The organism is Pedobacter sp. 01T416_2, assembly GCF_056398925.1.
Window position 1 is genome coordinate 1 of sequence record NZ_JBFTQI010000071.1, and the last position, 12,347, is coordinate 12,347.

Below are 12,347 nucleotides of genomic sequence, written 5' to 3' on the forward strand. Positions count from 1 at the left end.
GATTGGGCCCATACCTGGACCGCCACCACCGTGAGGAATACAGAAAGTTTTGTGTAAGTTTAAGTGACAAACATCGGCACCGATATTGGCCGGACTTGTTAAACCAACCTGTGCATTCATATTAGCACCATCCATATATACCTGTCCACCATTAGCGTGAATGGTTTCGCAGATTTCGATAATGCTTTCTTCGAACACACCGTGAGTAGATGGGTAAGTTACCATCAAACACGATAAGTTGTCTTTGTGTAATTCTGCTTTCGCTTTTAAATCTTCAACATCGATATTACCGTTTTCTAAAGATTTTACTACAACAATTTTCATATCGGCCATTGCAGCAGAAGCAGGGTTTGTTCCGTGTGCCGAAGCAGGAATTAACGCCACATTACGGTGGAAATCGCCTCTATCGTGGTGATAAGCACGGATAACCATTAAACCTGCATATTCGCCCTGAGCACCAGCATTTGGTTGTAAACTCATTGCGGCAAATCCGGTAATTTCACTTAACCATTTATCAAGCTCATTGAAAACCGAATAGTAACCCAATACCTGATCAGCAGGTGCAAACGGGTGGATGCGACCAAAGTGAGACCAGGTAACCGGAATCATCTCTGCCGTTGCATTTAATTTCATGGTACAGCTACCCAAAGCAATCATCGAGTGGCAAAGCGATAAATCTTTTGCTTCTAATGATTTGATATAACGCAACATTTCATGCTCTGAGTGATGTGCGTTAAAGATTGGGTGTGTTAAATAAGCTGAGGTACGTTGTAATGAAGCAGGGATAACCGTTTCTACATTTTCTACCACTTCAACCTGATCGGCAGCAATAGCTTTAACTTTAGCAAAGATTTTAGCAATTAAAGCTACATCTTCGAAAGTGCTGGTTTCATCGAACGAAATAGTTGCGACGTTACCAAAATAATTTAAGTTGATTTCGTTATCGATACATCCAGAATGGATACCACCTTTTAAATCGCCTAAATCGAAACGGATCGTATCGAAATAAGCAGAATTTAACTGCTCAAAGCCTAAACCTTTCAACGTAGAAGCTAAGCTGATGGCCAATCCGTGAGTACGTTCTGCAATAGCTTTTAATCCTTTCGGACCATGGTAAGCGGCATAAAAACCGGCCATAATCGCCAATAATGCCTGTGCGGTACAGATGTTTGATGTTGCTTTATCTCTACGGATGTGCTGCTCGCGGGTTTGCAAAGCCATACGTAAAGCATAATCGCCATGACTATCAATGGTTACACCGATAATACGACCTGGGATGTTACGTTTATATTCTTCTTTAGTTGCGAAAAATGCAGCGTGTGGCCCACCAAAACCCATTGGTACACCTAAACGTTGTGTAGTACCTACTACCACATCAGCTCCCCATTCGCCCGGAGGCGTTAATAAGGTTAAGCTTAAAATATCGGCAACTACAGTTAATTTAATATTTTGATTGTGCAATGCCGATGCAAAGTCTTTGTAGTCGAAAACTTCACCGTTTCCTGCTGGATACTGAACAATTGCACCAAAGAAATCTTCAGCGGCTATGAAATCTAAATGACTTCCGATCACCAGTTCAATACCGTAAGGATTAGCACGTGTTTTTAAAATATCGATCGTTTGAGGGAAAAGCAATTCAGAAACGAAGAACTTTTTAGCAGCCTGATTTTTACGCAAGCTATATTGCATAAACATCGCTTCAGCAGCAGCAGTACCTTCATCCAATAAAGATGCATTGGCAATTTCCATTCCGGTTAAATCGATAACCATCGTTTGGAAATTTAACAAAGCCTGCAAACGGCCCTGTGCAATTTCTGCCTGATATGGTGTATATTGTGTGTACCATCCTGGGTTTTCGAATACGTTACGTAAAATTACACCCGGGGTAATAGTATCATAATAACCCTGTCCGATAAAGCTTTTGAAAACTTTATTCAACAATGAAGTTTGTTTTAAAGCACCAAGATATTCAGTTTCTGATTTCGCTGCAGGCAAGTTTAACGGCTGTTTTAACCTAATTGCCGTCGGAACAGTTTGTTCAATCAGCTCATCAATAGAATTTACGCCAACAGCTTGCAACATTTCGACTGTATCTGCCTCATTTGGTGCAATATGACGATTTTGAAAATCTTCCTTGTAATGGATATTTAAGCTCATGCGGTATGAATAATAAATTTGCGTGCAAAGGTAGCAAAAACGAAGCTGTATTTTGCTATATATCAGTGTAAAAAAGGAGTATTATTTGCGGTTAAAAGCGACAAAATAGGTAGATTTTATGCACAAACTAAAAGACAAACGTTTGTTCATTTTTATTTGATTAACCCATTATTAGGAAAGCGATGGCTCTTCCGAAATTTAAGTTTGTCGCCATGGTTAACTTCAGTCTTTTTGCATCCTGTTGAGCCGAATCAATAAGTAGCTACAACGTAAAATATCAGCTACCAAAGGAAAGAAAAAAAGCATTTCCGTAAATTTGAAACCTACTTACCTGTGTTCTTTTATGTCAACTTGCAAAAATAACGTCGCACTTTTAGTTCATGCCTGCGATAGTTACGAATTTCTTTATAAAGGTTTTGATTACACTTTCTCAGAAAACTGGGATTTTAAAATACCATGTAATTATTATTTCGCTACAGAAGTAAAAAACGCAGATGTGAATGGCTTTACAAACATCAAATCGGGCAACGGCGAATGGGCCGATCGCCTGGTAACGCTGTTAAGTAATATAAACGAAGAATATGTACTCTATTTCCAGGAAGATATGTGGTTAAGCAAACCCGTAAATCCTAGGTTCTTTACAGTACTGTTCGAACAGGCGACTAAAAATGGCTGGCAACAGGTTAAACTCCATAGTTCTGGCGTTTACAAAACGAAAGAAACCATTAATTTTATCGAAGGATTTAATATTGCGGAGATCGATAATGAGGCATCAGATTATTTAATGTCGCACCAGATTACCCTTTGGAAAAAAGATTTTCTGCTTGCCCAACTCTATAAAAAAGAACATCCATGGAGGAATGAGCGTAAAGGTACTAAGAGATTGAAAAAATTAAACCCGCTTATTCTTCATGCCGATTACTTTGCAGAAAATGGCGCCGAGGAAAACAATAAAAATAGAAATCCATCGGAACGGAGTGAATACTATGCCGTTTCATTTAACAGCACCTTAAATCACAATGCCGTTCGGTTTATCGAGGTATTAAGGTCGGGTAATCAAGCTCAAAAAGATTATGCTGCAGAACTGCTAAACCATTACGACAACAATTTAACACATAGCGGTAAGGAAAGGCCTAAAAAAGAAGATCTTTTTAAGAAGCTTAAAACCTATCTGCGGAAAAAGAATTCGTAATTAATTTTTGCATATCATATAGGTTTGAAAAGCAATGGCTATGCTAAAATTCATTTTGTTCCCGCCATTTGCTACAATCTTTTTGCTACTCTCTTGTCATACTGAAGATTACTGCAAACAAAAAGGATTTTCGCTGCTGTCGGGTTTAAAAACATCGGGCCCTACAAGAAACAGAGGTTACAGGGCGCAATAGGGATTAGGCTTTTAGCTTTATTCTTTCAACTTATTTCTGCACCTTCCAACCCTCGTCTTTACTCAGCTTTAATTTATAGGTTTTGGTAATGAAGTTGCTGTTTTTATTGGCGTCTTTATCAAAGGGTTCGAAATCTGTTGTTGTCATTTTAAGTGATACCGTAACTTTGGCTGTACTGGAATTTACCTGTGCAAAATCTACAGGCTTTTCATCGGCTAAAACATATTCTACAACTTTTACGGTTGCCTTATCACCATCCTGTTTCAACACCAGCGGACTTGCTTTATCGGTTAAAGTGATCTGATAAACGTAACTGCTATCTTTCGATAAGAATTTTTTCTTTGCTTCCTTTAAACTTAATGAAACCAGACCTTTACTCGCTAAGGATTTATATTTCCCAAGCTCGAACATGTCGTTTGTGCTGTTGAATTTGATCTCCCCAAAATTAAACCTGGCGGTTTTATATTCGGGATTGGCTTTTAAATAATCTGTAATTACCTCAGCAGCTTCGTCCTGATTGATGGTCGTTTTGGTTTTACATGCGGCTAATCCGACGATGATAAAGGATAAAATATAAATAGTAAGTTTTTTCATGTGTATATGCTTTATGCTTTTTTAAAGATATTTAATTTTTTGATATGCTACCAATATAAACCACAGAGTGCACTAAGTTTTCACAGAGAGAACAGAGACTTCAGGCACCCTACATCCTTAATTGTTAAAAATAATGGCCCGGCTTTGTGCCCTCTGTGCCTTCACTCTGTGTACTTTGTGGTAAAAACGAGATTATTTCTTTTTGATATACAACCAATATAAAACCACAGGGTGCACTAAGTTTTCGCAGAGAGAACAGAGATTTCAGGCACCCTACATCCTTAATTGTTAAAAATAATGGCCCGGCTTTGTGCCCTCTGTGCCTTCACTCTGTGTACTTTGTGGTAAAAACGAGATTACTTCTTTTTTAGATATTTTAAATTCGGCAAAACCATCGCTGATAAAATTACCACAACGCCAACCCACCTTAAAAACGATACCTGCTCTTGTAACACAAAACCCGCCATCATCACAGCAACGGGCAACTCTGCGGCGCTTAATATCGAACTTATGGCTGTTCCAATTCTGGGTACGCCTTCTGCATAGAATAAAGGCGGAATAACCGTACCGAAAACGGAGATAATCAATCCCCATTTTAATAAACTACCATTTAAAGCACCGTTAAACAAGAATATTGGCGGAAAAATAATGAAGATCAATATACAGGCACCGGTAATCATCAAGGCACTTTTTTGCAATGGAGCGTATTCATTTCCAATCCGGCCACTCAGTAGCAAAAAGCCTGCATAAGAAATTGCAGCCAACAAACCGAAACCAATCCCTTTTAAATCCATGGTCTTGATACTTGTTTCAGCCATTCCGCTGGCCAAAACAGTTCCAGCTAAGACCAACAGGATTGCCAGGAGCTGTAAGCCTGTGGGCTTCTTTTTAAAGACGAGGTATTCCATTAAAATACTCATCCAGATAAACTGCATTAACAAAATGATGGCTACCGAATTTGGCACAAGTTTTACACATTGATAATAAAACACGCTCACTAATCCAGTACATGTTCCTGCCAGCACCATTTTCCACCAAGGTGTTTTAATGATAATTGTTTTGGCTTTATAACCAGCGGTTCTGCTTTGAAAGAAAAATAGTACCCATAAAATTACGGCACCAAAGAAAGCCTGAGCCCCTGTAACATCACCCAGCGTATAACCTTCATGATAAGCCAGTTTAACAAAAGTAGAGAGGATACCAAAACTGCAGGCACCAAAAAAAACAAGGAGAATTCCTTTTAACATATTTATATTATCTAACCACAGAGGAAAAGAGTCTTTCACCGAGTACGCAGAGGCTCTGTTTCTCTGTGCACTTCTTAGTGTACTTTGTGGTTAAAAACTAAACCAATTGTTGTAAATATTTCTGAATGGTGGTTTCCAAACCTAAATAAAGTGCATCGCTAATTAACGCATGACCAATTGAAACTTCTAATAAACCTGGGATGCTCTGCGCAAAATAATGTAGGTTGTGTAAATCCAGATCATGCCCCGCGTTAATTCCCAAGCCTAATTTGTTGGCATGATGTGCCGCAGCAATGTAACTCACTACTGCCTTTTCGCGATCGGCAAAATAATTATGTGCATAAGCCTCGGTATATAATTCAATCCGGTCTGTTCCGGTTTCCACAGCACCCTCAACCATTTCTACAACCGGATCTACAAAAATAGAAACGCGGATGCCTTCTTTCTGGAAAACGGCAACCATTTCTTTCAGGTAGTCTTTATGTTTAACCGTATCCCAACCGTGGTTTGAAGTAATCTGACCTTCGGCATCAGGCACTAATGTAACCTGAGCAGGTTTGTTGGCCAAAACCAGATCAACAAATTTATCTTCTCTGCAATTTCCTTCAATATTAAATTCTGTCGCAATAACAGCCTTTAAATCGTAAACATCTTGGTAACGGATATGGCGTTCATCAGGTCTTGGATGCACGGTAATTCCCTGTGCACCGAAACGTTCGCAATCTAATGCAACCTTAACCAGGTCAGGATTATTACCCCCGCGACTGTTGCGAAGTGTAGCAATTTTATTGATATTAACCGATAACTTTGTCATGAAGCAAAGATAAGGCTTTGCCTCTGTTAATCTTAAACCTTAAAAAAATTTGACTTTTTTTTGCTCATATTTGCTTCTTGTAAATGAACTTAAAAGATACAACACTATATAAATTCCTGATCGTTTTACTTGCAATTGCGAGTATACCAGCACTTTTTGGTGGCGTGATGGAGCCCGATGGCGCATTGTATGCTTCCATGTCTAAAAACATCATCCTGTTTAAAGATTGGTTTAACCTTTATGGCCGTGGGGCCGACTGGTTGGACAAACCTCACCTCACTTTTTGGATTTCTGCAGCATCCTTTAAAATTTTTGGAATCTCATCCTTCGCCTATAAGTTACCATCATTTCTGTTCGGTTTACTGGGTGCGTGGTATTTATACAAATTAGCCAAAGATATATACGATGAAAAAACCGGATTGATCAGTGCGGTAATTTTTCTAAGTGCCTTGCATATCATCACCTCTACATTTGATGTTAGGGCCGAAATTTATATTACCACTTTTACATTAGCATCTATTTACCATTATTATAAAGCACATCAAAATTCTTTCTGGCACATTGTAGCAGGTTCATTTTTTGCGGCCTGCGCGATATTGATCAAAGGAATTTTTGTATTGATTCCTGTATTTGCCGGTTTTATTATCTACTGGTTGCTTACAAAACAGTACCGTCAGCTTTTAAAACCAAAATGGTATATCGCCATTCTTTTGATTTTTATTTTTATTACCCCTGAGCTGTATTCACTTTACACACAATTCGATCTGCATCCCGAAAAAATCGTTTTTGAAAGAACCGGTGTTTCGGGTTTAAAATTTTTCTTTTGGGACAGTCAGTTCGGAAGGTTTTTTAACAATGGTCCAATTAAAGGCAAAGGGGATATTTCCTTTTTTCTACACACTACCCTTTGGGCATTCCTTCCTTGGTCTGTATTATTTTATACGGCCGTTGTAAATCTATTCAAAAGAAAAAATAGAATAGCTTTAGCGCCCGAAAGCATTATGATCTGGGCAAGTGCAGCGGTTACTTTTCTGATCTTTTCGCTTTCTAAATTTCAGTTGCCGCATTATATATTGATCATCTTTCCTCAGTTTTCGATCATCACAGCCTTGTACTTAAGGAAGCTTGGTGGCAACGGTTTAAAAACCTTCTTCATTATACAGAACATCATTTTCATTTTGGTTATTGCCTTACTTTCTGTCTTAGCCTTTTTCTTTGGATTTGAAAGCCCATATTTAATTATCGGCATCCTGATTGTTGTTCTCGCCATCTCTTTCTTACTATTTAAAGGCATTTTATTGGAAACCATCATTGCCAGAAGTGCATTTTTATCTGTTGGTTTAATGATATTTCTCTTCATTTTTTTCTACCCGGCCCTTTTAAAATATCAATCGGGTATGCAGGCAGGTAATTGGTTAAAGCAAAATTACCCTACTGCTAAACCTGCAGTATTAAATTATATAGRTGCGTTTTCTTTTGATTTTTATGYCCCTGGTGAAGTAAAATATATTCATAATTATACCGATCTCGACAAATCAAAGCACCTAAAAGACTTGGTTATATACATTCCAGAACAGGAATTAACAAAATTGAAAAGTGAATACCATGCTGAAGTTCTAAAATCGTTTGAATATTTTCATACCACCAAACTCACAGGTAAATTTTTAAACGCAAAAACACGCCCTCAGGTTTTAGAGCGATTTTATTTGGTTAAAATACATTAACATGGATTTATTCTTCCGCATTTTAAAATTTGGATTAACAGGTTTCCTCGGGATGGCAATAGATTTCGGCGCGACCTGGTTGTGTAAGGAAAAGATTAAAATAAATAAATATATTTCTAATGCCATCKGCTTTACTTTGGCGGTAACCAATAATTATCTGATTAACCGGGTTTGGACTTTCGAAAGTACCAATACGCATTGGGGAACCGAATTTAGCAAGTTTTTAGTGGTGAGTTTAATCGGTTTAGGACTAAACACCTTTATCATTTACCTGTTCCACCAAAGGAAAAACGGAACCAATTTTTACGTAGCCAAATTCTTTGCAATAGTGATTGTTTTTGTGTGGAATTTCCTCGCGAATATGTTATTTACTTTTAGATAGAAAAGTTTTGGAATACTTTCGAAACAGATCCTGAAACAAATCCGATAGCTATCGGATCAGGATGACGCTTGACTTAGAAGACTAATTATGTAATTGGTATGGCATTAATAAACGAATGACCAGTGAACAAATGAACTATTTAGGTAACGTTTTTGCCAATAAAGTAGAAAACTACAAGCCATATTAATCCTTTAATCAGGAAGAATAAAAACCCAACCAGCCCCACCCGCTTAAACCATAATTTTACTTTTTCTTTGTTCATGGCGATGTTTGTAAAGATAATGGATTTGGCTTAAATTAGAAAGATTTTAAATAAGGAAATATGAAGTTATCTAAATCATTGCTTCTCATTATTTTTTCCATTTGCTTTTTTAGTATTAAAGTTTTTGCACAAAATTTTGATGATATCAAACGCTACAAGGTAAACTTTGCTACAGCCGCCCGCGATAACGAAAAGCTGATTGCAGTTAGAAGTTTTTCCGCAAATAATCAAAAATATTTATTGCTGGTGAATCCAGAAACTTTAGATAACAAAGTAGATCTGGCCAGTAATTATACCACAAGCAGCTTACAGTTTCAAAATGTATTGGCGATTTTCAAAAACACAGCTTATATTAAATCAATAGAAGCAGCGGCAGCTAAAGATCTACAGCTTCAAAATGCAGGGATAGATCATGCCATCCCGAACGAAAAGGGGATTACCTTAACGATCGACCTTTGTCCCTCGCACAAGGCTTTAGACAGGATTATTTTTCAATCTGTTTTTGATGAATTTAAAAAGATAGAACAGCCTGCGCCACTCGCGATTTCTGTTTCTGGCAAATGGATGCTGAAACATCAAGATGACTTGAACTGGCTGAAAAGTCTGGTAGAGAAAAAGGAACTAAATATCACCTGGGTAAACCATACCTACAACCACGAAGTAAATAAGTTACCCTTAGCTGAAAACTTTCTATTGGCCTCTGGAACCAATTTAGATGTCGAGGTATTGGAGAATGAAAAACTGATGCTCAAAAATGGTTTAACGCCATCTGTATTTTTCCGTTTCCCCGGCTTGGTATCGGATAAGACCATTGTAGAAAAGATCGAGGCCTACGGATTAATTCCTATTGGCAGTGATGCCTGGCTGGCAAAAGGACAACAGCCGAATACGGGCAGTATTGTATTGATCCACGGCAACGGGAATGAAGAAATCGGGGTGAAAGATTTCATCCAGTTGCTAAAAACCAGACAGGCAGATGTGAAAAGCAAACAATGGCTACTTTTCGATTTAAGAGAGGGGCTAGAAAAGGAATTTGAATAGCCTGCTTTTTAACCGCAAAGAGCACAAAGAAAAGGCACAAAGAACACAAAGCTGGGTTCAGATAGTTTTAAATCATTCTTAGCGCCTCTTTGCGAAAAGCTTTGCGTTCTTTGCGGTAAACCTACTTCTTAACTGGCAATAACTTTATTTCTTTCACCTTAAAACATCTACTGCATTTTTAAACACAAAGCGCACACAAAAAGGCACAAAGAACACAAAGCTAGGTTCAAATAGTTTTAAATCATCCTTAGCGCATCTTTGCGAAAAACTTTGCCTTCTTTGCGGTAAAACTATTYCTTAACCGGCAATAACTTTATTTCTTTCGCCTTAAAGCGGTTGTTCACGATTTCGCCAGTAACTTCCGCTTTGCTCACGGCGTTGCAAAAACCATGTTCGCCATGGGCATCGCCAAAATCATCAATCCCTTTTCCATCAACAAAATAAGATTTACCATCTATTTTTACTGCTAACTCGCAGTCTTTACCTTTCATTTTAAACTGGCATTCGCCGCAAGCAATATCTACCGTTTGTTTGGTGATTACTTTTGCTGATGCAGCTTTTTGAGGCGTGGTTTGGGCATTTACAGAAAACGCAAATACACAAAGAATTAAAGCAAATATTAACTTTTTCATCATTTCTTCTTTTTTCAAATGTAAGTTTTCAAGGGCGAAAGAACCACAATTCTTTGTAAAATAAACCTGATGGAAACGAACATCCCGATTCTTCTATCGGGATAAAGTGTACAGCAGGACTGAAACCTCCGAAGAGAACAGGAACCAACGTTTTCAAAAAATAGGAGACTCACCCAGACTTAGTGACACCCCGCCTTGCAGGCACTCCTCCAATGAATCGGAGGGAATAAAAAAAGGGACATGCAATTTGCACATCCCTTTGATATTATTAAATTTCAGTTACTGCGAACTGAAAACTGTAAACTGAACTAGTACCTGTATGTATCTGCTTTGAAAGGACCTTCTACCGGTACACCGATATAATCAGCCTGGTGTTGATCCAAAACATCTAATTCTACACCGATTTTTTCTAAGTGTAAACGTGCTACTTTTTCATCTAAATGTTTAGGCAAAGTATAAACCTTGTTTTCGTAAGCACCAGTGTTGGTCCAAAGCTCCAATTGAGCCAAAGTTTGGTTGGTGAATGAGTTACTCATTACAAAACTTGGGTGACCAGTTGCGCAACCTAAGTTAACCAAACGACCTTCGGCCAGGATGATTACATCTTTACCATCAATGGTGTATTTATCAACCTGAGGTTTAATCTCCACTTTGGTATCGCCATAATTGCCATTTAACCAAGCCATATCAATTTCGTTATCGAAGTGACCGATGTTACAAACAATCGCTTTATCTTTTAATGCTCTGAAATGTTGCTCGCGAACGATATCACAATTACCGGTAGTGGTTACTACGATATCAGCTTCTTTAATTGCAGTAGCTAATTTTTTAACTTCGTAACCTTCCATTGCAGCCTGTAAAGCACAGATCGGATCAATTTCGGTAACAATAACACGTACACCTTGCGAGCTTAAAGATTCTGCAGAACCTTTACCCACATCGCCATAACCACAAACAACAGCCACTTTACCAGCCATCATTACATCAGTTGCACGACGGATCGCATCAACCAATGACTCACGACATCCGTATTTGTTATCGAATTTAGATTTAGTAACCGAATCGTTAACGTTAATTGCAGGTAAGTGCAATGTTCCGTTTTTCATTCTTTCGTACAAACGGTGAACACCAGTTGTAGTTTCTTCTGACAAACCCTTAATAGCTGCAATCAGCTCAGGGTATTTGTCAAAAACCATATTGGTTAAATCGCCACCATCATCCAAAATCATGTTTAATGGTTGTTGCTCCGGACCGAAGTGTAAAGTTTGCTCAATACACCAATCGAATTCTTCTTCGTTTAAACCTTTCCAGGCATAAACCTGAATACCAGCAGCAGCAATTGCAGCAGCAGCGTGATCCTGAGTAGAAAAAATATTGCAAGATGACCAGGTAACTTCAGCACCCAGTGCAGTTAATGTTTCGATTAATACAGCCGTTTGGATGGTCATGTGCAGACAACCTGCAATGCGCGCACCTTTTAACGGTTGTGTTGGACCGAATTCTTTACGTAAACTCATTAAACCTGGCATTTCTGCTTCGGCTAATCCGATTTCTTTACGGCCCCATTCTGCCAGTGAAATGTCCTTAACTTTGTAAGGGATATAAGAAGTCTCTACTGATGACATAATTATTTGTTTTAAAATGAAATGCAAAGTTACCACATCCCTTTGTGAAAGCCAAATAATTAAAAGTACAAGCAAGTTTACAGATTGTAAAATAGTACTTCTATTTTCACTACAAGTCCCAATACTTCATGTCTTAGCTATTTTTTGAAAAGCAAGTCCTATAGTTCTTAGCTCAGCTTCGGTCCTGCCATATATCATAGCTCCAATGAATCCCGATGTAAAATCGGGACGGAGGCTGCCATTCCTGCCAGGTTTAGCATATATAAAACTGTGCGTTGTTTGTAAAGCTGAGAACAACATAAAATAAAACTTTGATTTACAGCTAATTATTTCTTAAATTGTTATAACCAAATTAAGTTTTATGAAAAGCGTAAAACACTTGTTAGATACCAAACAGGTACGGATTATCTCGGTATCAGAAAATATTTCTGTTTTAGATGCCTTAAAAGTAATGACAGAAAAGAACATCAGTGCGGTATTGGTC

11 protein-coding genes are annotated in these 12,347 nt (G+C 38.1%); 4 read left to right on the plus strand and 7 right to left on the minus strand.

Features of this window, described 5'->3' with window-relative positions:
* Positions 1–2,157, minus strand: a 2,157-nt coding sequence (gene gcvP / locus AC1DPQ_RS04950) for an aminomethyl-transferring glycine dehydrogenase (protein ID WP_477608216.1), incomplete at its 3' end; no start/stop codon positions are given.
* A 343-nt stretch (positions 2,158–2,500) separates the two neighbouring features.
* Here gcvP and AC1DPQ_RS04955 point away from each other — a divergent pair.
* Positions 2,501–3,349, plus strand: coding sequence for a hypothetical protein (locus AC1DPQ_RS04955; RefSeq protein WP_477578310.1), 849 nt, complete (start codon positions 2,501–2,503; stop codon positions 3,347–3,349).
* A gap of 223 nt (positions 3,350–3,572) precedes the next feature.
* Here the strand turns inward: AC1DPQ_RS04955 and AC1DPQ_RS04960 are convergent, their stop codons facing one another.
* From AC1DPQ_RS04960 to AC1DPQ_RS04970, 3 genes are all read right to left on the minus strand, one after another.
* A complete protein-coding gene (locus AC1DPQ_RS04960) occupies positions 3,573–4,136 on the minus strand; it encodes a hypothetical protein (RefSeq protein ID WP_477578312.1) in 564 nt (187 codons plus the stop codon).
* Between the two features lie 356 nt (positions 4,137–4,492).
* Positions 4,493–5,383: an EamA family transporter gene (locus tag AC1DPQ_RS04965; RefSeq protein ID WP_477578314.1), complete on the minus strand. Its 891-nt coding sequence runs from the start codon at positions 5,381–5,383 to the stop codon at positions 4,493–4,495.
* Between the two features lie 97 nt (positions 5,384–5,480).
* Positions 5,481–6,197 (minus strand): pyridoxine 5'-phosphate synthase, encoded by a 717-nt coding sequence (locus tag AC1DPQ_RS04970; RefSeq protein ID WP_477578315.1) that lies wholly within the window; start codon positions 6,195–6,197, stop codon positions 5,481–5,483.
* 83 nt (positions 6,198–6,280) lie between these two features.
* Here AC1DPQ_RS04970 and AC1DPQ_RS04975 point away from each other — a divergent pair, with 83 nt between their 5' ends.
* On the plus strand, positions 6,281–7,921 hold the full coding sequence (locus AC1DPQ_RS04975) for an ArnT family glycosyltransferase (protein ID WP_477608218.1): 1,641 nt from the start codon (positions 6,281–6,283) through the stop codon (positions 7,919–7,921).
* 1 nt (position 7,922) lies between these two features.
* A complete protein-coding gene (locus AC1DPQ_RS04980) occupies positions 7,923–8,303 on the plus strand; it encodes a GtrA family protein (protein WP_477608220.1) in 381 nt (126 codons plus the stop codon).
* Between the two features lie 139 nt (positions 8,304–8,442).
* Here the strand turns inward: AC1DPQ_RS04980 and AC1DPQ_RS04985 are convergent, their stop codons facing one another.
* Positions 8,443–8,565: a hypothetical protein gene (locus AC1DPQ_RS04985; protein ID WP_262890336.1), complete on the minus strand. Its 123-nt coding sequence runs from the start codon at positions 8,563–8,565 to the stop codon at positions 8,443–8,445.
* A gap of 60 nt (positions 8,566–8,625) precedes the next feature.
* On the opposite strand from AC1DPQ_RS04985, the gene AC1DPQ_RS04990 reads away from it, so the two are divergent.
* Positions 8,626–9,606 (plus strand): polysaccharide deacetylase family protein, encoded by a 981-nt coding sequence (locus AC1DPQ_RS04990; RefSeq protein WP_477578320.1) that lies wholly within the window; start codon positions 8,626–8,628, stop codon positions 9,604–9,606.
* Between the two features lie 290 nt (positions 9,607–9,896).
* On the opposite strand, the gene AC1DPQ_RS04995 is transcribed toward AC1DPQ_RS04990, so the two are convergent.
* On the minus strand, positions 9,897–10,238 hold the full coding sequence (locus AC1DPQ_RS04995; protein WP_477608222.1) for a DUF6370 family protein: 342 nt from the start codon (positions 10,236–10,238) through the stop codon (positions 9,897–9,899).
* Positions 10,239–10,546: 308 nt separating this feature from the next.
* The gene (gene ahcY, locus AC1DPQ_RS05000) at positions 10,547–11,863 is read right to left on the minus strand and encodes an adenosylhomocysteinase (RefSeq protein WP_029277793.1); all 1,317 of its coding nucleotides are present in this window, start codon (positions 11,861–11,863) and stop codon (positions 10,547–10,549) included.
* Positions 11,864–12,347 lie beyond the last annotated feature (484 nt).

Bases quoted from the DNA above. Each gene is read 5' to 3' on its own strand.
- AC1DPQ_RS04965 (WP_477578314.1), bottom strand. From the start codon at position 5,383: ATGTTAAAAGGAATTCTCCTTGTTTTTTTTGGTGCCTGCAGTTTTGGT.
- AC1DPQ_RS04985 (WP_262890336.1), bottom strand. From the start codon at position 8,565: ATGAACAAAGAAAAAGTAAAATTATGGTTTAAGCGGGTGGGGCTGGTT.
- AC1DPQ_RS04990 (WP_477578320.1), top strand. From the start codon at position 8,626: ATGAAGTTATCTAAATCATTGCTTCTCATTATTTTTTCCATTTGCTTT.
- AC1DPQ_RS04955 (WP_477578310.1), top strand. From the start codon at position 2,501: ATGTCAACTTGCAAAAATAACGTCGCACTTTTAGTTCATGCCTGCGAT.
- ahcY (WP_029277793.1), bottom strand. From the start codon at position 11,863: ATGTCATCAGTAGAGACTTCTTATATCCCTTACAAAGTTAAGGACATT.
- AC1DPQ_RS04960 (WP_477578312.1), bottom strand. From the start codon at position 4,136: ATGAAAAAACTTACTATTTATATTTTATCCTTTATCATCGTCGGATTA.
- AC1DPQ_RS04970 (WP_477578315.1), bottom strand. From the start codon at position 6,197: ATGACAAAGTTATCGGTTAATATCAATAAAATTGCTACACTTCGCAAC.